15 protein-coding genes are annotated in these 24,482 nt (G+C 58.1%); all 15 read right to left on the reverse strand.

All coding sequences use genetic code 11. The annotated features are described in order from the left end of the window. Window positions 1–90: 90 nt before the first annotated feature. Window positions 91–687 (reverse strand): glutathione S-transferase, encoded by a 597-nt coding sequence (locus PSUM_RS03445; RefSeq protein WP_083348973.1) that lies wholly within the window; start codon window positions 685–687, stop codon window positions 91–93. After that, window positions 684–4,325 (reverse strand): AAA family ATPase, encoded by a 3,642-nt coding sequence (locus PSUM_RS03450; protein ID WP_083348974.1) that lies wholly within the window; start codon window positions 4,323–4,325, stop codon window positions 684–686. The genes PSUM_RS03445 and PSUM_RS03450 overlap by 4 nt, the downstream gene beginning before the upstream one ends. Further along, entirely contained in the window at window positions 4,322–5,566 is a 1,245-nt protein-coding gene (locus PSUM_RS03455) for an exonuclease SbcCD subunit D C-terminal domain-containing protein (RefSeq protein WP_020799322.1), read from the reverse strand. The genes PSUM_RS03450 and PSUM_RS03455 overlap by 4 nt, the downstream gene beginning before the upstream one ends. 211 nt (window positions 5,567–5,777) lie before the next feature. Further along, window positions 5,778–7,430 (reverse strand): BatD family protein, encoded by a 1,653-nt coding sequence (locus PSUM_RS03460; protein ID WP_020800596.1) that lies wholly within the window; start codon window positions 7,428–7,430, stop codon window positions 5,778–5,780. Continuing rightward, window positions 7,427–9,160, reverse strand: a complete 1,734-nt coding sequence (locus PSUM_RS03465; protein WP_020800597.1) for a vWA domain-containing protein — start codon at window positions 9,158–9,160, stop codon at window positions 7,427–7,429. Before PSUM_RS03465 ends, PSUM_RS03460 begins: the two co-directional genes overlap by 4 nt. Beyond that, entirely contained in the window at window positions 9,157–10,236 is a 1,080-nt protein-coding gene (locus PSUM_RS03470) for a vWA domain-containing protein (protein WP_033045343.1), read from the reverse strand. Before PSUM_RS03470 ends, PSUM_RS03465 begins: the two co-directional genes overlap by 4 nt. Further along, window positions 10,229–10,723 carry a DUF4381 domain-containing protein gene (locus tag PSUM_RS03475; protein ID WP_020800599.1) on the reverse strand — a complete coding sequence of 165 codons (495 nt, stop codon included), beginning with the start codon at window positions 10,721–10,723 and terminating at the stop codon, window positions 10,229–10,231. Before PSUM_RS03475 ends, PSUM_RS03470 begins: the two co-directional genes overlap by 8 nt. Then, a complete protein-coding gene (locus PSUM_RS03480) occupies window positions 10,720–11,664 on the reverse strand; it encodes a DUF58 domain-containing protein (protein ID WP_020800600.1) in 945 nt (314 codons plus the stop codon). Before PSUM_RS03480 ends, PSUM_RS03475 begins: the two co-directional genes overlap by 4 nt. A gap of 5 nt (window positions 11,665–11,669) precedes the next feature. Then, window positions 11,670–12,629 (reverse strand): AAA family ATPase, encoded by a 960-nt coding sequence (locus PSUM_RS03485; RefSeq protein WP_020800601.1) that lies wholly within the window; start codon window positions 12,627–12,629, stop codon window positions 11,670–11,672. 261 nt (window positions 12,630–12,890) lie between these two features. Continuing rightward, window positions 12,891–13,247: a hypothetical protein gene (locus PSUM_RS03490; RefSeq protein WP_020800803.1), complete on the reverse strand. Its 357-nt coding sequence runs from the start codon at window positions 13,245–13,247 to the stop codon at window positions 12,891–12,893. A gap of 166 nt (window positions 13,248–13,413) precedes the next feature. Then, complete coding sequence (locus PSUM_RS03495; RefSeq protein WP_020800802.1) at window positions 13,414–13,800, reverse strand: BrnT family toxin; 387 nt, start codon at window positions 13,798–13,800, stop codon at window positions 13,414–13,416. Next, the gene (locus PSUM_RS03500) at window positions 13,784–15,082 is read right to left on the reverse strand and encodes an MFS transporter (protein ID WP_225441947.1); all 1,299 of its coding nucleotides are present in this window, start codon (window positions 15,080–15,082) and stop codon (window positions 13,784–13,786) included. Before PSUM_RS03500 ends, PSUM_RS03495 begins: the two co-directional genes overlap by 17 nt. Further along, window positions 15,010–23,253: a non-ribosomal peptide synthetase gene (locus PSUM_RS03505; RefSeq protein WP_083348975.1), complete on the reverse strand. Its 8,244-nt coding sequence runs from the start codon at window positions 23,251–23,253 to the stop codon at window positions 15,010–15,012. The genes PSUM_RS03500 and PSUM_RS03505 overlap by 73 nt, the downstream gene beginning before the upstream one ends. After that, a complete protein-coding gene (locus PSUM_RS32415; protein ID WP_346252973.1) occupies window positions 23,250–23,456 on the reverse strand; it encodes an MbtH family protein in 207 nt (68 codons plus the stop codon). The genes PSUM_RS03505 and PSUM_RS32415 overlap by 4 nt, the downstream gene beginning before the upstream one ends. Then, window positions 23,437–24,468, reverse strand: coding sequence for a thioesterase domain-containing protein (locus PSUM_RS03515; protein WP_162276364.1), 1,032 nt, complete (start codon window positions 24,466–24,468; stop codon window positions 23,437–23,439). Before PSUM_RS03515 ends, PSUM_RS32415 begins: the two co-directional genes overlap by 20 nt. Window positions 24,469–24,482: the final 14 nt, after the last annotated feature.

Raw genomic sequence — 24,482 nt, forward strand, 5'->3', positions numbered from 1 at the left:
GCGATGGTCGTCAACGATTACGTGGGGTGCCTGATACCCCGCGGCGCCCTCGGGTTTATCGCGAGCATGCTCGCTCCTACAAGGATCGGGTTATTTCGCCATCACCGATGTAAACAACGCCGACGCCAGAAACCGCTGCAACCAGTCCTGCAGCCGTCGATAGGGCGTTTGCGCGAACCACTCGCGATCAACATGGGCGAATTGCCGTATGAACGGCATCAGCGCCACGTCGGCCAGGGTCGGGTGGTCGGCCAGCAGATAATCGCGACCGTCCAGCAACTCCTCCAGCCTACGCAAAAACACCTCACCCTCTGCGCGATAAAACGCCATCGGCTGTTGCGGATAGCGCTCGGCATACTTGTAGCGGTTCAGATGCACCTTGAAGACCTGATCGTTCTCCTCGATCAACGCCGCGATGGCGAGCTGCCCTTGCGGATCATCCTTGAGCAGCCAATCCTGCGGATCATACTGTGACAGGGACCAGCGCATAATCTCCAGGCTTTCATCAATGACCTGGCCGTCTACGTTCAATACCGGAACCGTGCTTTTGCTCGACAATGCGAGCATCTCGGCGGGTTTGGCCTTCAGGCTGACTTCGACAATGTCCACGGCCACTTCGCTGTAGCGTAGCGCCATGCGTGCCCGCATGGCGTAAGGGCAACGACGGAACGAGTAGAGGGTGGTCATTTCACCTCCAGGGTGCTCAAGCCGTTACCTTGGCGGCGGACCTGGATCTGCACCGGAATCCGCTCATGCATTTCCTGCACATGGGAAATCACCGCGACCTTGCGCCCCTGGGCCTGCAAGCCGTCGAGGGCGTCCATGGCCAATTGCAGGGACTCCGGATCGAGGCTGCCGAAACCTTCGTCGATGAACAGCGATTCGATCTTCAGCGTGCTCGAGGCCATCGATGCCAGGCCCAACGCCAGGGCCAGCGACACCAGGAAGGTTTCGCCGCCAGACAATGAATGCACCGAGCGCAGTTCGTCGCCCATCTCGGTGTCCATCACCAGCAAGCCCAGCATGCTGCCGCCGCGCTTGAGGCGGTAGCGCCGCACCAGTTGGCGCAATTGCACGTTGGCGTGGTGCACCAGCAGGTCGAGGTTGTAGGCCTGGGCGATCTTGCGGAAGGTGTCGCCGGTGGCCGAACCGATCAGCGCGTTCAAGCGAGCCCAGCGCTGGTACTCGGTGTACGCGTCGGCGATCTGTTGCGCCAGGGCCTGATTGGCATTCTGCCGGCGTTGATCCTCGGCCTGTTCGGCACGCAGTTCGGCGCAACGTTGTTCGCTGACGGTGAACTGGTTTTGCAACTCAGTGAGCGCGTTGGCGAGTTGCTCGTCATCCAGGTCGCCGATGTGCTGCGCCTTGTGATCGAGCAAACGCTTGTCGCGTTCCTGGAGCAGGACATTGGCCTGCTCGATGGCTTTTTCGCTGTGCTGCAAGCGTTGGCGTAGTTCGCTCACATGGGCATCGTCGACCTGCAGCAGGTCTTCAAGGCCACCGTCATCCAGTTCTGGATGACGGGCGCGCCATTCGGCGATTTTGCCGCTCAGTTCGCGGTTTTCGCTTTCCAGTGTGTGCAAACGCTCTTGCTGCGCCTTGAGTTCGGCCGCGATTCGCACCCGTTGGGTGAGTAGGTTTTGCAGTTCCGTGGCCGTCGTGGTTTCGGCGTTACGCGCCTGTTCAACGTCCTGCTCAAGCTGCTGCTGCCACTGCTCGGCGCTGCCGTGCGAGCCGAGCAATTGTCCAAGCGCCTGCTGGCTGGCCTGTTGTTGTGCGGCCAGCGCATTGAACTGCTGCTCGGCGATTTGCAATTGCTGCACGCGGGTCTGCTGCCGATCCTGTTCCTTCTCAAGCTGTTGCTGACGTTGTTGCTGTTCGGCCAGCTCTTCCTTTTGCTGATCGAGTTGTGCCAGGCGCTCGGCGATCTGCCGATCAAGCTGCATGAAGGTCGCGGCGGGTTCAGTGCGAAGTGCTTCCAGGGTATCGCCTGGCAGCAGGCTGGCGAATGCGCTGAGTTCTTCGTCCAAGCGCTGACGATCATTGCCCAGTTCACGCCGTTGATTGTCCAGGTGCTGGGCCGCGCTCTGATGCGCGGTTTCGGCGTGGCGCAATTGCTGGGTCAGACGCGCAGCATCCTGTTGCAAGGTGAGCAGGGCGCTTTGCCGTTGTTCGTCCTGGGTGATGCTCTGGTTCAACTGCCTGTTTTGCTGGCTGAGCCAGGCGCCGCGTTTGTCGGCATCCTGATTGAGCAGTGTGGTGGCCAACGGATGCGCTTGAAGGCTTGGTGCGAGAGCTTGTTGCTGGGTCGCCAGTTGATCCTGCTGTTGCAGCAGTTCTTTTTGCTGGGCGATCAGTCCACCCACTTCCGCCCGCAGTTCGGTCAGCTTTTCCTTGAGCTGGTCTACGGCTTTTTGCGCGGTGGCCTGTTCGCTTTCATCATGGCGGCCCAAGCTTTGCAGCAAGGCTTCGGGTTGATGATAAGGATGTTCCTGGCTGCCGCAGACCGGGCATGGCTGGTCATCTTGCAGCTGTGCGCGCAGTTCCTCGACGCTGGCGCTGCGGGCCAGGCGCTGGCGTTCCAGCAGGTCGCGAGTGACCGTCAGGGTCTGCTCGGCGACGGCAAGTTCAGCCTTGGCCTTTACCCCGTCCTGGGTCAGGCGCTCACGTTCCTGTTGCGCGGCGACCTGGCGTTGTTGCAACTCGGCGCCGCGCTTGTCCAGGTCCTGTTGGCTGTCCCACAGCCGGGTCAGATCTTCGATGGCACGCAGTTGCTTGCGGTTGTCCTGCAACAGGCTGCCAAGGATACCGATCTGCTCGGCGACGGCATCCGGCTCGGCGCCAGCCTCTTTGAACAGCACCTCCAGTTGCTGTTTCTGCGCTGCGAAGGCTTGTGCGGTGCGTTCGGCATTTTGTTCGAGGTTCGCCAGTTCCGCCTGGCCCTTGTTCAGTCGATTGCCGATCAACATCAGCTGTTGCAGGCGATCACGGTAGGCATTCCAGGCATCGCTCAACGGCGCCAGATGAGCGCTCTGGGCCAGCTCGGCCGCCATGCGTTGCAAGTGTTCGGTCGCCCGGGCCAGTTGCTCGTGCAAGGTTTGAATCGCGTTCTGGCCCTGGGTGCAGGCCTGTTCGGCGGCTTGCCTGGCTTCGGCGCCCAGGGTCGCGTCCTTGGCCAGGCGGGCGAGGGTGCTTTGTTCCTCGAAAGCCTGGCGCAACAGCGGCGCACATTCGGTTTGTCGTTGCTGTGCCTCGCCCAGGGCGATCCGCGTTGCACCCAATTGCTGTTCCAGTAGCGCCTGACGCTCGCTGAGTTCGCCATGTTGCCGGGTATGCTGGGCAATCTGCTCTGCCAAGGGCGTGAGTAGCGAATCGACCTCGGCCTTGCGGGCGAACTGGTGCCGCTGCGGGGCCAGCTGTTCGAGGCGTGTCAGCTTCAAGCGCTCGCCAGCCAGGCTTTCCCAGGTGTGTCTGGCACTGTGCAGTTGTTCGGCGGCGGCCAGTTGCGCGTCATGCAAACGGCGCAGTTCTTTGAGCCAGGCGTCTTGCAGCTCGAGCTGCTTGAGTTGCGCCTGCTGCAATTTCAGCTGTTGTTGCGCGGCATGGAAGCGCTCATCGAGCTCGGCGCGCGCCTCAGGCGCCAGCGGCGTGACACCGCTGGCCTGATCCTGCAGCAGTTTGTGCGCTTCACGGGCTTCCTTGGTCTTGTCGAACGCTCGGCGGCCCAGGCGAGTGTAGAGCGCGGTGTCGGTGAGTTTTTCCAACAATTCGCTGCGGTCGTTGTCATCGGCCTTGAGGAAGGCACTGAACTCGCTCTGCGCCAACAGCACGGCCCGGGTGAACTGCTCGAAATTCAGCCCCAGCGCGGCCTCGAGCTGGGTCTTGTATTCACCTTTCTGGCTGGCCAGCAGTTGATCCTGATCGAGGTCGCGCAGGCTCTGGCGACTGACTTGCAGCTTGCCGCCGGCCTTTTCCCGGGCGCGATTGGCTTCCCAGCGCGCGCGATAACGCCTGCCATCGATGCCGACGAAATCCACTTCCGCATAGCCTTCGCCAGTGCCGCGACGTAGCAGGGTGCGTGGGTCGCCGGTGCCGATTTCACCATCGACGTCCGGCACCTTGGCGTCGCGCCCGGTATTGTTCAGGCGCGGCACGGCACCGAAAAGCGCCAGGCACAACGCGTCGAGCAGGGTGCTCTTGCCCGCGCCGGTCGGGCCGGTAATGGCGAACAGTCCGGCACTGGCAAGGGGCTCGGCGGTGAAGTCGATTTCAAACGGACCGGCCAGTGAGGCGAGGTTCTTCAGGCGGATGGCGAGGATCTTCATGGTTGTTCGTCCTCCATCTGCACGTCTTGCAGCAGCTCGGCAAAGTCCTTGAGGGTTTGCTCATCGACCTCGCTGCCGTAGTTGTCCTGCCAGGCGCGGCTGAACAGTTCCTGGGGCGTGAGCTGGTCCAGCTCAATCAACCCGGCGCCGTTATCAGAGCCTTCCCGGCTGCCGTTGCCCGCGTATTCGGCGGCGATGCGTACCAGGCGCACGGCTTTGCCCTGCAGGGCGCTTTCCACCTGATGGCGCAAATCCGGTTGCGGCTCGTCCAGGCGCACTCGCACTTCCAGCCAGGGTTGGCGCTGGTAGTCGGCCAACAGGTCGATGATGGGCAGGTCGGCCAGTTGCACCAGGATGTCTGCCAGGGGCGCAGGGCCGATACGTTGCAGGTTGACGGCACGGGGGATCAGTTTCGGTTCGACGCTGACCAGCGTTTCGCCATCGAGTGTGATGTCGAGAATCTGGTGCTGGTAGCCGATCTCCGAGAATGACAGGGGTATCGGCGAGCCGCTGTAGCGAATGCGCGCCTCGCCATTGACCTTCTGTGGCTTGTGCAAATGCCCCAGGGCGACGTAGCTGATGGTCGGCCCGAACAGGCTGGCGGGCAGGGCTTCGGCGTTGCCGATGATCAGGCTGCGCTCGGAATCCTCCGACACCGAACCGCCGGCCATGTGCGCATGGCTGATGGCGATCAGCGCTTGACCGGGCTGGCGCTTGGCATTGGCCGCTTCGATCAGCCATTCATGAACCTGGCCGATGCCGCGCAGGTAGTCATCGCCCAAATGCGCGCCCGTCACTTCGGCTGGGCGCAGGAACGGTAGCGCCAGGCACCAGGCGGCAATTTCACCCCGGGCATCGGGCAGTGGCAGCAACAGGCGTTCGGCGTCCAGTTGCCCGTCATCCAGCCACAGCACACGCCCCAGGGCGTGAGTACGCAAACGGCGCATCAAGGGCGCGGGCAGTTCGATCCGTGAACCGGAATCGTGGTTGCCGGCGATCATCACGATGGTCAGCAACGGTTGCTGCTCATGGGCGCTGACGATGAAGTCGTAAAGACGTTCCTGGGCTTTGACCGGCGGGTTGACCGTGTCGAAGATATCGCCGGCGATCAGCAGCACATCCGGCTGATCCAGCTTGAGCTGACGCAGCAGCCAGTCGAGAAAACAGCCGTGCTCAAAGTCGCGATCCTGGCCGTGCAGATTCTGCCCGAGGTGCCAGTCGGAGGTGTGGAACAGACGCAAGGCGAATTCCGTAGGAAAAAAGGTGATGGCCGCGGGGAAAAATGACAACGGCTAAAGGGGGAGAGTTTACTGGCAAACGGGGTGGGTGTGGTCAGACACTGCGCGTAGACCTGTAGGAGCCGGCTTGCTGGCGATAGCGGTGGGTCGAATGGACTTCGATGGTGCCTGACACACCGCTATCGCCAGCAAGCCGGCTCCTACAGAGGGGGTGTTACTTCGGATAAAGTGGCGGCAACCCACTGTCCCCAACCGGGTCCTGAACCCGTTCGGCTATCGGGATCGTACGAATCGCCCGCCACAGGTCTTCCCCTTGCCAGTGCTGGCCGGTTTCGCTGTAGAGCGCGCCGTTCAGGCCGTCGAGGGCGTCGGACAGAGGGACGAAGCGGGCGGCCATGTCGGCCAGGGTTTCCGGTTGCTGGCGGGCCCAGGCGTCGAGCGCCTGGCGGGTGGCGTGGGGGTCGTTGGCCTGGCAGGCGCGCTTGAGGTCGTCGAGCACGGTGCGTGGGCTCGGGCCGGTTTGTGCCGCGCGCTGGATGGCCGGTTGCGAGCGCGCCCGCCACCAGAGGCCGAATCCCAGCAGGGTGGTGCAGGCTAGGATCAGGCTGCTGAGTTTCCAGCGCCAGAGGGTTTCGTTGCTGGCGCCGCTGTCGAGTGCCGAGGTGCCGGCCGGGGTGTCGACCAGCAAACTTGGATTGGCGGCCACCTGCAAGGTCCGGGCGGGCAGGCTGGTGTGCTCCAGATGGTCTTCGAAGGTGTTCCACCAGACCACTTCGACCGAAGGCAACTCTATGGCGCCGCTGCGCGAAGGCACCAGCGCTTCGCGGTCTTCGCGGCTGCCGACCAGGCCTCGCTCGCTGTTCTGGTTGCCCAGCACCGGTTGATCGGGATAGCGTCGCAAGCCACTGGCCTCGGTGCCAGGCAGCGGCGGCAGTTGCGAGCTGCCCAGGCCTTCGGCCTTCACCGTGAGACTGCGGGTGAGCGAGTCACCGACCTGAACGTGTTCCGGTTCCGGGTTCCAGCTTTCGCTGAGCGTCAGGCTGCGAGCCGGCAGCCAGGGCAGGTCGGCGGGGTAGGTGACGGGTTTCGCCTTGACCGTCAACAGCAGTTGGCCGGAACTGACGCGCATCAATTTGCCGGATTTCGGCGCCTGGGCGCTGGCGTCCTGGACGGGTTGCGCGTCTACCAGCGCGGCATTGAATATTTGCGCCGGGATGATCAGCTCGCCGCTGTGTTGCGGGTAGATCGCGTAGCGCATCTCGATGACGCCGTGGCGTATGCCGTTGATGTCTTTCTCGTAGGTGCGCGATTCGCCCAATTGCTCGATGCGGGCGTCAGGAATTTGCAAGGGCGGCAGGCTGCTGTCGTCGTACAGCGATACCGAATGGTAGATGCGCAAGGTCAGGATGGCCTGGGCCTGCACATACACGCTGGTTTGATCGAGGCTGGCGTCGATGAACACCGGCGCTTGTTTGTCCGGGTTCGCCTGTGGGTCGCTCTCGATCACTTGCACGGTGATCGGCTGGCTCTGCACGTCGCCCAGCTTGAGCGCGGGGATCACCACGGTGCCATTTTGCAAGGGCAGCAGGGTGATGATCCAGCGGGTAGTAGCCTGGTTGTCGCCATTGAGCGTATTCAGCTGGTTGACCTGGCGGGTGCCGCGTACTTCGAACAGTGGCTCAAGTGATGTGAGGTCGGGCTTGCCGAACTGGGTCACGTCGTTGGATTCCAGGGTCAGCTCGACCGTCTCGCCGGAATTCAGTCGAGCCCGGTCGACACTGGCAACCAGCTCGGCGGCCTGGGTCTGCACGACGCAGAGTAGCAAGGCGGGCAGCGGCACAAGCATGAAGGCGGTGAAGCGGGTCATCGAGTTTTTCCCTGATCCTGATGTTGTTGCTGTTCGTACCAGAATTTGCGCCGGAGCAATTCTCCCGGATCATCCGGAATTTGCCTTAGCCATTGCTCCAGTGCCTGCTGCTGCTCGCCGTCGATGCTGTCGCTGGCCGGGCGCATGGGCGCAACGGTGTGCTGTTCGTCTCCCAGTTCGCTTCCCGGAACCTCATTGGTGCCAGGGCGCGGGGGCGTGGTGGCGGAGGGCTCGGTGGTTGCCTGCGTTGGTTCGCCAGCCGTTTCGGGCTCACCGGCTTTCGACGGTTGCGCAGCGTCACTGGGTGGTGCTTGCTGCTCGAGATCGCTGGTCGCCTCATCGGCGGCTTTGTCAGGGGGTGGCGTTGCGGCCTTCTGCTTGAGCAGGCTCTCCACCAAGGCCTTGTTGGTCAGCGCCGGACGCAGGTCCGGTTGGCGTTCAAGGGCTTGCTCGTAAGCATCCAGTGCCGCTTCCAGCTCGCCACTCCTGGCCAGGGCGTTGCCACGATTGTAGTGGGCATGGGCGTCGTTGCCTTCGGCGAACCGCTGGGCGGCGCCACTGTAGTCGCCGGCTTCGTAGAGGGCAACGCCTTGCCACTGATGATCTTCGAAGTGCCGGGCAGCCTCGGCCGGGCGTTTCTGCTTGAGCAAGTGCAAGCCCTGCTGGTCGGGGCGCAACCACAGGTCCTGAAAGTCGAACGCATAGCCCGGTTGCGGCAGCATCAGCAACAGCGGCAGGCAGAGCAACCAGCCGCGACGACCGGCGCAGGCCGCCAGCAACAGCAGTGGCAAGAGCAACCAGTAGCCCTGGTCGGCCCAGGTATCGAGACGCAGTGTCTGGCCGTCGTTGCGCAAGTTGCGCGGACCGTCGAGCAGGCCGAGGGCGCGCAGGTCAGCGTCGCTCAGGCGTGCGTGGCGGTAGTGTCCGTCCAGGTCATTGAGGAAGGCTTTCAAGCCGGGTTCATCCAGGCGCGACACGAGAATCGCCCCCTGTTCATCCTTGAGGAAACTGCCATCTTCCTGGGTAATGGGCGCACCTTCTGTGGTACCGATGCCGATCATCAGCAATTGCGTCGATTTGCCGCTCAAGGCGCGACTGATGCCCAGGCGCTCCTGTTCACTCAGGCTGGTGCCGATCAACAGGATCCGGCCGTCGCCCAGTGCTGCCTGTTCCAACAGTGCCAGTGCCTTGAGCACCGCCAGGTCGGCACGGTGTCCGGCTTCGGGCATCAACGACGGCTTGAGTGCATCGAGCAGGTTGCGGCTGGTGGACAGGTCGTCCGACAGCGGCACCAGGGTGTGGGCGCTGCCGGCGAAGACGACGATCGCCGTCTGTGCATCGTTGCGGCTCTGCAGCAGGTCGAAGAGTTTGCGCCGGGCCTGTTCCAGGCGGTTTGGCTGAACGTCGGTGGCGAGCATCTGCGGCGTCAGCTCAAGGATCACTACCAACGGATCGGCGGGTTTCTGGCTGATCTGCTCTACGCGGGCAAAGCTCGGCCCGAGCAATGCGAGCACAGCGATCAACCACGCCACGCCCAATGCAACCCACGGCAGTTTGCTTTCGCGGCCGCTGCCGCCACTGAGCAACGCCGCATGGAACGCCGGTGGCAGGATCATCTGCCAGCGCCCGGCGCGCTTCTGCCGATGCCACAGTTGCCAGAGCAACCAGCCAAGCAGTGGCAGCAACAGCAGCCACCACGGGCGGAACCAGTACGGCCAGAGTGCGCTCATCGGCGCCTCCGCAGGCGCAGCCGATTGAGGCGCTGGCGCCAGTCAGGCAATTGCGTTTGCAAGAACAAATCCTTGGTAAACAGTCGTTGCAGCGGGTTGTCCGGCCACAGCACGCGAGCCACCAGCAGCATGCTCAGCAACAACGCCAGCGCCAGTGGCCAGTGATACAACGCCTGGGCCGGGCGGGCCTGGGTCGGTTGCTGGGTCACAGGCTCGAGTTGGTCGAGGGTGGCCTTGATCGATTGCAATTGCTTGCCATCTTGAGCGCGGAAGTACTGGCCGCCGGTGGCATCGGCGATCGCTTTCAAGGTGGGTTCGTCAAGATCCAGGCTCGGATTGATCCCCAGGAAACCCGGTGTGCCGCTTTGTTCCGGGTCCGCGCCAATACCGATCGGGTAGATTTTCACGCCTTCCCTGGCCGCCAGGCGTGCGGCGGTGAGCGGGTCGATTTCGCCACCGTTGTTGGCGCCATCGGTCACCAGGATCAGCACGCGACTTTGCGCCGGACGTTGCCGCAGGCGCTTGACGGCCAGGCCGATGGCGTCGCCGATGGCGGTGTTCTTGCCAGCGATGCCGATGCGCGCTTCGTCGAGCCAGACGCGCACGGTATGCCGGTCAAATGTCAGGGGTGCCTGCACGTACGCCCGGCTGCCAAAGAGAATCAGGCCGACCCGGTCGCCGTCGCGACTTTCGAGGAAATCGCCAAGTAAATGCTGGACCAGCGTGAGGCGGCTGACCTCATCGCCCTGCCACTGCATATCGGGAAAGTCCATCGAACCGGACACATCCACCGCCACCAGCAGATCGCGCCCACTGGCAGCAATCGGTAGTGGTTCGCCGAGCCATTGCGGACGCGCAGCGGCGCTCAGCAATAGCAACCAGAGCAGCAGGAACGGTGCCTGTTGGCGCCAGGCGGGCAGGTTGGCGCGGGCCCGGCGGCGAGCGAGGCCTTCGAGGTCGCTGAGAAAGCTGACCTTGAGCGCCGGTTCGCCACTGTCGGCTACCGGCAACAGCACCCGCATCAGCCAGGGCAACGGCAGCAGGGCGAAGATCCACGGCCAGGCGAACTCAAACATGTTTGCGAATCCAGGTGTCGACTGCCTGGGTCAAGCCGGCGATGGCCTTGTCGTCGAGCTTGCATTCGGGCTTGTAGGCGCCTTCGACCAGCACCATCCAACGGGTCAGGCCGGCAGCGGGGCAGCGGTTATCGAGAAAAGCCAGCCATTTGCGGCCATTGAGGGTATGGCTCTGGCTGTAGGGATAATGGTTGCGGCACAGGCGCTTGAGCAGGCCATTGAGCTGCTGCAGCCAGGCACCGGCGGGCGCACCGTCGTAAGGCTTGGGCATGCGCGCCAGTTCCGCCAGTGCGGCCACGCGCACCGGGTCCAGGGGTTGTTCGACGGGCGCGACCGGCGGCTTGCCTGGCCACAGGTGCCGCAGTTTCCACAGGCCGAAACCGATGGCCGGCAGCAACAGCAGCAGTAACCACCAGCCCGGGGCCGGTGGCCAGAAGTCCACGGGGGGCGGGAAAATCAGTGGCTGCAGTTGCTCGAGACCGTTCATCGACCTTTTCCCGGCTTCTGTGGGTTGAGGTACTCACGCAATTGCTCGACCATTTCACTTTGCGTGCTCAACGGCATCAGCAACACCCGCAGCTTCTGCGCCAGTAACTCCCAGCGGGCGATGCGGTCTTCGGCCTGGGCACGGTACGTTTGGCGCAGGTCGAAGTTGAGCGTGTCGAGTTCCAGTTGTGCGCCACGCTCGGCGAAGCGCAACAGCCCGGCGGCGGGCAGGGCATGGTCCAGCGGATCGGATACTGGCAGCAGCAACAGGTCGCAATGGCGCGACAGCAGGCTCAGCTGCTGTTCGGCGTTGCCGGACAAGGCACGCTCATCGCAGATCACAATCACCAGGCTGCCAGGACGCAATACTTCGCGCGCACGGCGCAAGGCAATGCCAAACGCATCGCGATCAGGCTCGCTTTCGGTGTGCAGCGACTGATTGACCCGTACCAGGCGGTTGAGCAACTGCAGCAGGCTCTGTTTGCTTCGCCTTGGCTTGATTTCGTAATGCTCGTTGTCGCCGAACACCAGGCCGCCGACCCGGTCGTTATGCCCCAGCGCGGCCCAGCCAATCAGGCTCGCGGCCTGGGCGGCCAGCACCGACTTGAACATCAGCCCCGAGCCGAAGAACAAGCGCCGACTTTGCTCGACCATGATGAAGATCGGCCGCTCGCGTTCTTCATGAAACAGCTTGGTGTGGGGTTCCTGGGTGCGCGCCGTCACACGCCAGTCGATGGTGCGCACGTCGTCGCCGGCCTGGTAAACCCGCACCTGATCGAAATCCACCCCACGGCCCCGCAGCTTGGAGTGGTGCAGGCCGATCAGCGGGCTGCGCTGGCTCGGCGTGGAGAACAGCTGCACTTCGCGCACGCGGTGGCGCATCTCGATAAGCTCGGCGAGCGTGACGCGGATGCCCGGCTGGGGCGGCAGGAGGGCGTTCATCGGACTCAAGCGACAGCAACGACGTCGAGAATGCGCTGGACCACCCGATCCTGGTCGATCCCGGCAGCCTCGGCTTCAAACGACAGGATGATGCGATGGCGCAGCACATCGAACAACACTGCCTGAATGTCTTCCGGGCTGACAAAGTCGCGCCCGGCCAGCCAGGCGTGTGCCCGGGCGCAGCGGTCCAGGGCAATCGAGCCGCGAGGACTGGCGCCGTAGGCAATCCACTCGGCCATTTCCGGGTCGAACTTGCCCGGGGTGCGGGTGGCCATGACCAGTTGCACCAGGTACTCCTCCACGGCATCGGCCATGTACAGGCCGAGAATTTCCTTGCGCGCGGCGAAGATCGCCTGCTGGCTGACCCGGCGTTCAGGCTTGGTTTCGCCATTGAGGGCTTCGCCGCGGGCCTGCTGCAGGATTCGTCGTTCGACGGCGGCATCGGGAAAGCCGATTTTCACGTGCATCAGGAAACGATCGAGCTGGGCTTCCGGCAGCGGGTAGGTGCCTTCCTGCTCGATGGGGTTTTGCGTGGCCATCACCAGGAACAGCGGCGACAACTCATAGGTACTGCGTCCGACGCTGACCTGGCGCTCGGCCATGGCTTCGAGCAAGGCCGATTGAACCTTGGCCGGGGCGCGGTTGATTTCGTCCGCCAGCACCAGGTTATGGAAGATCGGGCCTTGCTGGAACACGAAGCTGCCGGTTTCAGGACGGTAGATCTCGGTGCCGGTGATGTCGGCTGGCAACAGGTCGGGGGTGAACTGGATGCGATGGAACTGCGCTTCGATGCCTTCTGCCAATTCCTTGATGGCCTTGGTCTTGGCCAGGCCGGGAGCACCCTCTACCAGCATGTGGCCGTCGGCAAGCAGGGCGATGAGCAAGCGCTCGATGAGTTTTTCCTGGCCGAGAATCTGCGTTGAAAGAAAGGTTCGCAGCGCGAGCAGCGCTTCACGATGTTCCATCGATGACTGTTCCTGGAAAGGGTGACCGAAGACGTTCATATAACGCCAGGGCTGGGGGCGTTACTTTAATCCATCGCGGGGGGCGGCGACTAACGGCATTTTGTGCAAAGAGTGGGAAATGACTGGCAAAACTGTACAGATCGTTCCCACGCTCTGCGTGGGAACGCAGCCCGGGACGCTCTGCGTCCCATTGGAACGCGGAGCGTCCCTCGAGGCATTCTTTTGCTGCGCGTGGGAACGATCAGTGTCGGGAGGGAGGAATCAGCTCAGTTCGCTGATATAGGTCCCGGTCCCCTTGAGGATGTTCTGCAAAGTTTCTTCCACTTCAGCCAGGTCCACCATGTCCGGGTTGAAGGTGATCTCCAGCACATCATCCCCATTCAACGCATCGGCATCCGCAGCGGCGATCTCGATCTTCAGCAGCGTAGGGCTGAGGGTGACTTTCACGCCGTCGAGGGTCGAAGGTTCGCCGTCGAGGGTGATTTCCAGCTCGTCCTCGTCCGGGTAACGGCTCATGAGAAACATCTCACCCTTGTCGCTGTGGCAGCACAGCATCGCCATGTCGTCTTCTTCGTCATCGCACGGGTTGACGATCAAGAGGGCGGTGGTCATTTGCATGGGTAGTTCCTGGCTCGACGAGCGTGATGAAAAAGGCAATTCTGCCATCTCGAATGATTTTCTGCCGACTTGTGTGACTTATAGCAATCTATCGTGGACCTTCCACACTCAAATTTTATACGGATAAACTGAGTAGGAATCAGATCGTTATGTAGTGCTTGGGCGCTTAACTCTGATTGCCTTTGCGGCGCGCGCGATATCCGCGTGGTCCGAACCAACCCCGATCATTTGGGCTCGCAGCATGCCCGAGTACCTGTGTCCGGCGCTCGTCGTAGAGAGATTCAAACTGTCTTCGTTCAGCATTCGTGATGCGTCGCGCGGAGATGATGCGGATGATCTCCATCTCGTCGATATTCTCTTCGATCACGTGCACAACGAGTAGTGCCTTTGCACCGTCGACTATGCCAATGGTCTGCCAGCGAGGGCCATCTTTTTCCAATGAGACGAGTGATGTGATATTTAGCGGGTCATTGATCACTTGGGCGGCGGTCTCGAAACTCACACCATGTTTTGATTGGTTGCTCTCGTTCTTCTGTTCATCCCACACGAACACTGTTTATTCCTCCGCTCTCGGTCCGTCGGCAACCAATGTAATAGAACAACAAACCAACTAACGTCATGCTGATCAAGGCGTAGAACATTGCGCCGGGCATTGCGTGCTTCAATGCTATTCCGCACACAATTGGTCCAATGGCGACGCCCATGTAAACGAGGTTCTGCATGCCAAAGTAGATACCGCGCAAGTGGTTAGGAGCAATCTTGTCGATAAACATATATTCGGCTGGGACGATGATAATCTCTCCGATAGTGAAGATAATGATTGCTATCACCCAAATCCAAAGTTCTTGCGATAGGGAAAGGCCGATAAGCCCTACTACGAAGGCGGCCGATCCTAGCGACACCCAAGCCAGGAGCTTCTCCTCCTTGATCCAGCTTCCAAATAGATACTGCAATGAAATGACGACGACGGCGTTCGCGGCGGAGAGGTAGGCCACCGTTTCGTAGGCGACACTGGCCGTTACCACCACGATGAGATATTGCGACAGGTAGGTCAGCAATGGTCCGTAGACAGCCATGCTGAAAATGCCGCCAAGGGTGAATAATAGAAGGCGTTGGTCCCCCCGTAACACTGCAAGGGTTCCTGCGAACTTCATTCTTTCGGCATCGGCGGGGGCTGCGGGCGTGACGGGAGTGAAGACGTTACGAAAGAATAGAAGGAGTAGCAGAATCAGCAGTGTGAAAGCTGCCGCTATCCAAAAGGGTGCATTGAATACGTAGCGTACCGCCCAAGCGCCCAAAAAGGGTCCAATCGCAGCGCCAATGTTTTGGAGCGCGTAACGCAAGGAGTAAGCCTTGGCCCGAATCTCTTGGGGCAGTTGCTCCGACAGTAAAGCGTTGCCTACTACGGTGATCGTGGCCGAGGCCGTGTTAAGGAGAACGAGCAAGACAAGAAATACAATCGTATTCTGAGTTGGCGGAAGTACCAGATATAGCAACAACAGGCCTAGGTCCAATGCGATCAAGAGTTTAACCTTGTTGATCTTGTCCGCGAGATATCCACCATAAACGCTGGAAATCGTGCCGACCAATAAGCAGAGTCCGAGCAAATAGCCAATCTGCTCTATATCGAATCCAAGCACCTCATGAAGATAAATCGGTAGGAATGGCAGCAATGCAAAAAAGCTCACGGACCGTGCCAGTGAGAGAGTGAGCAAGATCTTGACCGACAAGGGGAACTCGTTGATGGTCTCTAGCAGTGATTTCATGAAACCGTTCCTCTGGTAGAGACGCGTTGGCTTACGTCTTTGGCAATAGCCTCTAGAATTCCGATTAATGCGGTCTTGATCCTCTCGATTTCGAACAGTTTGCTGTGATACCCGATCAGTAACCTCATGCGCTTGTTGGGCAAGACAGTTAGCCCGAGCGGATAATGGGACACGCCCGCAGCTCCGTTGGTCATCTCCGTGACGCGCAGAGGGAATGAATCGCCAAGCGTTACGGTTTGCTCTGGATAGTTCTGGAAGACGAAATAGGTGTCGAATAGATCTCCCATTCCTGCAAGACGCTGAATCTCTGTAAGCCCCAAGTGCTGATGGTGCATGAGATTCAGATGAGTTTTCTGAACTCGAATCAACAGACTCGCAAATGTATCGGACTCCTCAAGTACTACTCGTAGCGGGACGGTGTTGATGAAGAGCCCAACCATACTCTCGATGCCCTCGACCTCAGGTGGGCGTTCGGATACTGTGGCTCCGAAGACGACGTCGGACTTTCCGACAAGGCGCATGAGGAGTAAGCCCCAAGCCGTTTGCACTAGGGTGCTCAGGGTTACGCCAATACGTGCAGCTTGGCGCGTGAGACTCTCGGTCACCTCTGTCGTTAGTTCTATGTTTGTCATGTCTGGAACATCATGCGCAAAATTTGCTTTCGCACAGACTTTCGTCGGGGTATCGAATCCGGCAAGGTATCCCTGCCATGCGGTTCGGGCACTATTTTGATCTTGTTTGACGAGCCAGGCGAGATAGTTTTTGAAAGGGACAACTATGGGCATCGTTTCGATGCCGTACCGATAGAGTGTAAAAATATCTCTTAAAACGATTGGCATTGACCAACCATCAAGGAGGATGTGATGGTCGCTAATAATGAGATGATGCCGGGTGGCGGCAAAGCGGATTAGCATGAACCTCATTAGTGGAGGTTTGCTAAGGTCGAATCGTTGTGACAGGTCTTCTGTCAAAAGTCTTTCCAAGTGCATGTGCTGCTCAACGGGCGCCAAGGAAGACAGGTCATGGATTTTCCACGGTACCTCGAAGTCTTGGGTTACGATTTGCACCGGGTTCTCCAGACCTTGGTAGATGAAAGCTGCGCGCAGATTGGTATGTCTGAGCAGCAGATTATTCACAGCAGTCTTGAGTTGGGTTGTATCGAGCGTTCCCGCCAAGTCGAGGATTGTTTGACCTTGATAGGGGTCACGATGTGTTGAATTGTGGTTCGTATGAAGCAGCAAGCCCTGCTGCAACGGTGCGAGTGGCAGAATCTCTAGAAGTTGAGGGTACTGAGTTTTAATTGCATCGATATCGGACTGTTTTAATTTGATGAGATTGACATCAGACGGCGTCAGCCCCCCTAGAGAGGGGTGATCCGCCAGGCAAGCAAGTGACTGGAGAGTATCCACCCAATAGTTAAGTAACGACGACGTCTCGTCTTTATCGAATTGGGCATCATCCCACCCGATAGTCACAGTCAAGATTGGGGAAGTGAGGTCGCTATTTATGACGCCACTTAGGTCTAATGCGTGAAGCGAACGAGTAATTGGTTTCGGCGCCTTACCATTGGTGTAGAGCGCAAGGCAGACTTGTGAGAACGGAGATCTCTGTTGTGTGGCGTTAAAGCTGCAATCTTCATTGGGTACCGAACTTACTTGTTCTTTTATACGCTTCAACAACCGCGACAGCGCACGGGGATCTCCAAGGTGCTGTGTATTGATTCCGCCAGTATTGAGCTTGAGCGGAATGGTGTGCTGAGTTCGCGGGTTACGCCAATCCAGTCGCAGCAGAGTCTTTGTTTTCGTATCGCGACGAAGACGCCAATCTGCAAAAGCCAGTGCAAAGCCTGCTAGCAAGACAGTGTCTGCGCAGGTATGGTAAAGACGCGGAACAGTGGTAGCCAATATATGTGTGAGTTCGTTCGACAATGAGCGTTTGAAGTGACGGTGTATTCCGCATTCCGCATGTGGCGACTTCAGTGAGAGTCGTGGGTCAGGGATCTGCGATACCTTTAGCCAATATGACTGATCTTCCCCATCTTGCTCCGCAGGTGTCGGTAGCGCGGGGGTGGTGTTTAGAATGCTGATCAGTGCCTCGACACTTTGGTGTTGGAACACTTCACGTGCCGTTATTATGAAACCCTCGACACGGGCGCGGCTGACTAATTGGATTGACCGGATACTGTCACCGCCCAGATCGAAAAAGCGATCATCGAGACCGACTTGCTCTAAGCCTAAGACCTCTGCGAATAGACGAGCGAGTTTTCTTTCTGTCGGTGTACGAGGCAAGCGCACGTCTCGAGAGGTAAAGTTAGGGGTTGGTAAAGCTCTTGTGTCAAGCTTTCCGTTGGGGGTGAGTGGTAGTCGATCAAGTATCACTATTGCTGCGGGAACCATATAGTCCGGCAGCTTCTTTGCGACATAACGGCGTAGTTCAAGGCCCAAACTGCGAGCCTCCTGAGCGCGGTTTGGCGCATTAGAGAGTATGGGAGCTGCGGCAACCGTCTCAGATCGTGGCCGATAGAGATCTGTCAGCAAAAAATGATCATGAAATGAGGAGATAAAAATTGCGTCGAAACAGTCACTGTTCGCTGTGTCCGTCCAAGTGATTTTGGCTCTATATCCCAGTGAAGCTGCCAATGCGTGCATCGATTCTGGATCTACGGCTGCGTTGGTTGGGATCGTGATCGACTGCGCATTGACAGAGAAATCGGTATTGGTTTGCACCCAGATTGTCTGATCCAGGTGTATTGCTGCTGCCACCCGTGCGTTTGGAACACCTGTCACCCGCAATATCGGTGGCCGTTCTTTCGATAAAAAGCGCTGAACGACATTGAGGCCTGAGCCATCGCGGCACCACCCAAGTTCATGCGAGCCTCTTGTGGAGAGGCATGAACTACCGTGTTTATGCAAGACGACATCGAAGCGGAAGTCAGTCAGCTCATTGCGCTGCTTACCGCGCTTAAGCTGAAGGTCCACCCCCACGACTGCTTGCAGTTCTTGGCTGATCGTTGCAAAAAAATCAGGGTCGAGAAGCAACTCGCTCTCAAGGGTGACGGTATTGTCGATAATCTTGCGCAAATCGCAGACGCTCTCGTTGCGATGAAGACCTTTATATATGGCCACTGCTGTGGCGAAGCACCGCATCAACCGGTAATTGCGGATGTCACCCAAGAAGACACGGCCGCCTGGAACCAAGAGCTTCATTGCTTGGCTAAGAACGTCGAGTAGATAACGGCTGCTTGGAAAATATTGCGCTACGGAGTTAATGACAACTGTGTCAAAGCATTCCATAGGTAGTTCACCCAGTTCGTGGGCAGCAAGGTTTTTGAGGACGACGCGTTCACGTAGGAATGGTGTGACGTTTACCCGCTCCTCAAGGGCTCGGATCGCAGAAGGGGAGAAGTCGAGTCCCCAGTATGACTGACAGTGTGGGGCCACTTTCCATAAGATCAGGCCGGAGCCCACACCGATTTCGAGCACGCAACGCGGTTTCAAATCCAGAATTCTGTCGACGGTTGTTGCTTGCCATTCAAGCATGTCCTCAAGCGGGATCGGCTGGTTGTCATAGCTGCTATTCCAACCAGAGAAGTCTTGAGGCGAGGCGAGGTGGGTTTGTTCGCTATAGTCGCGCTCGTGCATGTCCTGCCATATAGAAACACGCTTGATCTCGTTGGCCCGGTCGCTAGCTATTGCATTGAGTTCATGTGGGACTACGTAGCCAATGAGTTGCTTGTGGTTGAGTTGATCCTCGCGAACTATCACCGCCGCTTGCGCAACTGTGGGGTGCGTAGTGAGTGCTGCTTCAATCTCTCCTGGTTCGATACGGAAACCGCGGATCTTGATCTGATCGTCGACGCGGCCGATGAAGTCGACAACACCGTCGTTACGCCATTTGGCAAGGTCACCTGTGCGGTACATACGCGAACCGGGTGGTCCGAATGGACAGGCTACGAAGCGTTCAGCCGTGAGCTTAGGGCGATTTAAATATCCGCGCGCCAATCCGTGTCCGGCGATGTACAGCTCACCAATAACGCCAGGAGGGACAGCCATCAAAACGGGATCTAGTATATAGACGCGTGTATTCCACAATGGATGACCGACAGGGACAGTTTCAGCATTCAAGTGGGGCTGGCATTCCCAATACAATGCGTCGACCGTGGTCTCAGTCGGGCCATAGGCATTAATCATGCGGTGGTTGCGGGACCATTTTTTAGCGAGAGCTGGCGAACACACTTCACCTGCAACCATGAGGTGGGGGCAGCTCCTGAGCGCGTCTTCCGACATGCTGCGGAGGATTGTTGGTGAGAATGTGATGTGCGTTGGCCGGTACTTAGCCATCGTTTGTATTTGTTGATTGGGCGACAGAAGCTCTTCGGGTGAGGCCAAGATAAGAATCGCGCCGGACAGTAGCGTGCAACACATCTCGCAGAAGGTAGGGTCGAAGTTAATCGACGAAAATTGTAGAAAGCGTGAGTGCACGTCTAAGCGGTAGCACTCGATGTATGCGCCGGCAAGATTGGGAATCCCGTAATGTGTAACGACCACTCCCTTGGGTTTCCCGGTCGAGCCCGAAGTGTAGATAACGTACGCGGAATCATTGCGCGATATAGGTCTTTTTCGATCCACATCAGTCGGGTTGCTCGTGGCTATCAGCTTGAAGGCCTCTAGCGCGGCGGCATCGTCCCAAGCGAGATGCGGGATGCTTCGAGCAGATTGCGGTAAATGCTCGAGGATCACATTTGTGGTGATGAGACACCTTGGACAGGCATCCTCTAGCATAAAGGTGAGCCGCTGAGCAGGATAATCGGGATCGAGCGGTAGGTAGGCCGCACCTGCTTTCAATATGCCTAACAGGCTGGCTAACATCGTCGGAGAGCGCCGCATTGAGAGACCTACCAGATCTTCGGCGACGACACCTTGTGAGAGAAGCCAGTGTGCAACTTGGTTTGCGTTGCGATTCAATTCTTCGTACGAGAGTGCCATATCCTCGTGGATCACGGCGGTGGCAAAGGGGGTTTTTGCGACTTGTCGTTCGAAAAGTAAGGGGTAAACCGTGTCTGGGATGCTTCGTTCAGTAGTGTTCCAGTGCTCTAATATCATGCTGCGAGCATCTGAGTCGAGAATGTTGATGGCCGCGAGAGTGCGGTCGGGATTGGCTGCAACTTGTTTGAGTATGTTGACGAAGTAGCGTGCAAAGGCCTCGACTGTGGTTCGGTCGTATAGATCCGTTGCGTATTCAATTTCGCCGCTCATGCCTGCTATCGAACCGTCCTCACATTTTTGCTCAGTCAGTTCAATCGTCAGATCGAACTTGGAAGTATGCGTGGTGGTCGATCCCAGCTCTGCTGTCAATCCAGGCCATTCGAGGTTCGGTGCAGCATTGTTCTGGAGTACAAGCATGATCTGGAACAGTGGATGATGACTGGTCCTGCGGGCTGGGTTCAGCACGTCGACCAAGTAGTCGAACGGTATGTCCTGATTTGCGTAAGCCGCCAGATTCACCTCCTTCACACGCGCTAGCAGCCTAAGAAAACTCGGATCTCCTGAAGTGTCGGTACGCAGTACGAGTGTGTTGACGAAAAGTCCGACCAAGTCGTCCAGTGCACTGTCAATGCGTCCGGCGATAGGGCTCCCCAAGGGAATGTCGGTACCAGCACCCAGCTTGCTCAAAAGTATGGCGGTAGCCGCCTGCAAAAGCATGAACAAGCTAACGCCTGCTTGGCGTGCGAGATTGGAGAGGCGTAGGGTTAAAGCGGCGTCCACATGAATTGGGACGACGTTGCCGTGGAAGCTTGCGACGTGAGGACGGGGGCGATCTGTCGGGAGTTCGAGATGCTCGGGCATGTTTGCCAATGCTCGGCGCCAGTATGACAATTGTTGCGATAGCGGACTTTGCGTTTCGGCATCGGAACCGAGCCAGTCGCGCTGCCATAGTGTGTAGTCAGCATACTGTACTGGCAACGCTGGAAAATCAGCGACCGCACCAACTGTGCGTGCTGCGTAGGCGAAGCTCATGTCGCGAATGAAAGGTGCAAGCGACCAGCCGTCGCCAGCGATGTGGTGGAGGGTCACGAGCAGCACATGATGCTCTTTGCTCAGACGGAAGAGGTCGGCGCAGATTGGGATTTCGCGCTTCAGATCGAAGTGATGGCTGGCTGCTTGAGAGAGAACTTCAGACAGCTCGCCAGCGGAAACCTCGTGTACCACCAACTCGATTTTGACACTTCCCTCCCGCGCAATGTCCTGCTCAGGACCTTGAATGCCTTCGCGCAAACGCGTTCTGAGGACTTCGTGACGCATGAGTAAGTCGTTGAGCGCTTGCTGCAGTGCCTTGCGGTCCAGCTTACCTTTCAAGTCAAGGTAAATAGGCAAGTTGTAGGTTGCGTTCGGTCCTTCCATCTGATGCAAGAACCAAAGGCGTTGTTGCGCAAATGAGAGAGGTAAGTGAGTGGGACGTTCCAATGCACGAATGGGAGGGTGCGCAGGCTCAGCTTCGCTCAACCTGCACGCTAGGTTGGCGGCAGTCGGTGCCTCGAAGATTGATCGGATGGGTAGTTCAATACCGAGCTCCGTACGTAAACGGTTAATCAAGCGTGTGGCCAAAAGCGAGTTTCCGCCCAAATCGAAGAAGCTATCGTGAGCACTGGCGTACTTAATTTTAAGAACGTCGCAGAACAATTCGACTAGTAACAGTTCGCTTGTTGTTGTGGGAGGACGTCGCTCCCGGGAGAGAAAACTAAGAGGCGGCAGACCGTTGCGATTCACCTTGCCGTTGGGGGTCAGTGGGAGCGAGGCCAACGCCATGATACCTGCCGGGATCATGTATTCAGGTAGGTGCGCTGATATCTCGCGGCGTAGGATTGTGGTGTCCAATGAGTGACCCGCTATTGGCACTACGTATCCTGCCAGATGTCGCAGGCCGGGTTGGTCCTCACGTAGGAATACGCGCGCACGAGCGATGCCGGGTTGCTGCATCAGAATAGCTTCGACCTCTCCCAGTTCAATGCGGAAACCGCGGATTTTGACTTGCTCGTCCGCGCGCCCCAGGAACTCAAGCATTCCTCTTTCGTTTAAACGAGTGATGTCTCCCGTGCGGTACATGCGGCTGCCTGCGGCACCAAATGGGCATGCCACGAAGCGTTCGGCTGTGAGTTTTGCATTGCCGAGATAGCCTCGTGCCAAACCGTCTCCAGCGATGTAGAGCTCGCCTTCGATTCCCGATGGTAGGGGGCGAAGTGTAGCGTCGAGCACGTAAACCTCAGTGCTCCATATCGGTTTACCGATTGTGACCTGTTCGCCACGACGAACAGCTACCATTAATGACCAAATAGTCGTCTCTGTTGGTCCATATAGATTCCAAACCTTGTTGGGTGCGATGCTGAGAAAATCTGCAAGATCGGGCGGTAGCGCCTCACCGCCACACAATATCTGCATCGAGCCGTCCGGTATCCAGGACGCTTCTCGCAGGAGTTGCCAAAGGGCAGGAGTTCCCTGCATCAGTGCAGGCTTCGCAGCAGCAATAAAACGGCTTAGGGCTCGGCCGTCTATGGCGATTTCATGGGGCACCAAGTGCAGCTCAGCTCCACTCAAAAGCGGTAAGTACAACTCCAGCCCAGCGATGTCGAAGGAGATCGGAGTCGTCGACACGACAACGTCGCGGCAGGTGATCCAGAAATGATTCATCATGAAGGCCATGAAGTTGGCGAGTGCATGATGGGTCACAATGACGCCCTTTGGCCGGCCGGTTGAGCCTGATGTATAAATAACGTACGCGGGATGCAGTGGTTGCAGCAGTTCGCTGCGGTCTCGGACTAGAGGATTCGTTGTTTTAGTGTTGGCCAACACTTCGTTGAAATCTTCAACATACAAGGTGCTTACAGATTGTATCGCTGTATCGAGACGATCGAGGAGAGACCGCGTTGTAAGGAGGATCGTTGGCTGCGCGTCCTTGATCATGTATTCAAGACGTTCGCTCGGATAACTTGGATCAAGTGGTAGGTACATCGCGCCCGCTTTAAGAATACCTAAAAGGCTCGCCACTAATTCAGGGGAGGGGCGTAATGATACGGCGACAACCATCTCTGGCCCTATGCCTTGGGCTATTAGCCAGTGCGCTACACGGTTGGCGCGCTCGTTCAACTCCACATAGGTCAACGATGACGCTTCGCATACGAGTGCCGTAGCATATGGGGTGCGATCGACTTGCTGTTGGAATAACAGAGGCAGAATGACGCTCATATTAGACTCTTCGGTTTTAGGTCTATCCAGTTCTCGCCAATGAAGGAAAGACAGTTATCCCGACTATCAGGCCCGAAGACGCGTTGCCATCCCGCCGGGGTGGCAACGCAGTCTGGCCACAACGAGTGCTGACCTTCGTTGTTGACCAAAACATAAAAGATGCCGGACTCGATTTCGAATGGATTAGTCATTTCTAACGACATGGTTTAACTCCTCCTTCCCTAGCAGGTAGTTTTCGATCAGCGCAGCAATCGTCGTTGCATGTTGATCTTGCAAAAGACCGTAGTGGGAACCCGCGATGGTGCTTGCAGTCAGTTTTCCCGCACTCAGCTTGTGCCAAGTCTCGATGGAGTCATTCTCTGATACGTGCAAAAGAAGACCGTGTGTCGGCTTCGCTGTTGGCCTGTACTCGACCAAAGCGCGGATATTCGCTCGATACGTCTGAATGAGGCGCTCGACGAACGCTATACTGGAATTACGTTGACTCCTTGCCTGTCCAAACAAAGCCACTGTTATTTGTTGAATGGCGGTCGGAGGACCGGCACCTTCTGATGTGGCGCCGAGTTCCTTATTGTTTGTTGCCACTTGGGCTAGGAGATCGTTGCGTAAATCCAGTAAGAGCGCAGCCTCGTCCCACTTGATGATTGGAACTTCCCAAATATAGCTGTCGATAAGTACTAGTTTCCGCAGATTCAATCCTTTGTCGGCCGCTTTTTTAGCGATCTCGTAACCGATGAGACCTCCGAGCGACCAGCCGACGAGATGAAAATCCTCCTCGCCAAAGTCATCGTAAATCAAATTGGCATAATGTTCGGCAATATCCTGAATGGTTTGCAGTCGCTCGACATTCGCTAGCGCCAAAGGCTGGATGCCGTAGCAACCACGGTCGTGACCGAGGCGTTGGACCAGCTTTGAGTAAGCGAATACTAAACCGCTGACCGGGTGAATGAATATGATGGGTATTTTTGAGCCCCTGTTACTCATTCGTATGATTGCGCGCTCCTGGTTTGCGACCTGTAATTGTGAGCCGTCGGTGGCAAGTTCGCGAATTGTCGGGTAACGCAGTAAGTCACCAAGGCTCAGATTCCAGCCGAGCCGTTGCTTGATTTGTTCTATCGTGGCTAACGCAAGCAGCGAATCACCACCTAAGGCAAAGAAGTTGTCATTCTCTCCAATATCCTTCCGACCCAAAGTAAAACTCCAGATCTCGTTCAAGCTCTGCTCTATGA

The organism is Pseudomonas umsongensis (assembly GCF_002236105.1).
GTDB classification, from domain to species: domain Bacteria; phylum Pseudomonadota; class Gammaproteobacteria; order Pseudomonadales; family Pseudomonadaceae; genus Aquipseudomonas; species Aquipseudomonas umsongensis.

Excerpts from the sequence above, each read along its gene's own strand:
- PSUM_RS03445 (WP_083348973.1), bottom strand. The coding sequence starts at position 687 with ATGACCACCCTCTACTCGTTCCGTCGTTGCCCTTACGCCATGCGGGCA.
- PSUM_RS03450 (WP_083348974.1), bottom strand. The coding sequence starts at position 4,325 with ATGAAGATCCTCGCCATCCGCCTGAAGAACCTCGCCTCACTGGCCGGT.
- PSUM_RS03460 (WP_020800596.1), bottom strand. The coding sequence starts at position 7,430 with ATGACCCGCTTCACCGCCTTCATGCTTGTGCCGCTGCCCGCCTTGCTA.
- PSUM_RS03465 (WP_020800597.1), bottom strand. The coding sequence starts at position 9,160 with ATGAGCGCACTCTGGCCGTACTGGTTCCGCCCGTGGTGGCTGCTGTTG.
- PSUM_RS03470 (WP_033045343.1), bottom strand. The coding sequence starts at position 10,236 with ATGTTTGAGTTCGCCTGGCCGTGGATCTTCGCCCTGCTGCCGTTGCCC.
- PSUM_RS03475 (WP_020800599.1), bottom strand. The coding sequence starts at position 10,723 with ATGAACGGTCTCGAGCAACTGCAGCCACTGATTTTCCCGCCCCCCGTG.
- PSUM_RS03480 (WP_020800600.1), bottom strand. The coding sequence starts at position 11,664 with ATGAACGCCCTCCTGCCGCCCCAGCCGGGCATCCGCGTCACGCTCGCC.
- PSUM_RS03485 (WP_020800601.1), bottom strand. The coding sequence starts at position 12,629 with ATGGAACATCGTGAAGCGCTGCTCGCGCTGCGAACCTTTCTTTCAACG.
- PSUM_RS03490 (WP_020800803.1), bottom strand. The coding sequence starts at position 13,247 with ATGCAAATGACCACCGCCCTCTTGATCGTCAACCCGTGCGATGACGAA.
- PSUM_RS03505 (WP_083348975.1), bottom strand. The coding sequence starts at position 23,253 with ATGAGCGTCATTCTGCCTCTGTTATTCCAACAGCAAGTCGATCGCACC.
- PSUM_RS32415 (WP_346252973.1), bottom strand. The coding sequence starts at position 23,456 with ATGTCGTTAGAAATGACTAATCCATTCGAAATCGAGTCCGGCATCTTT.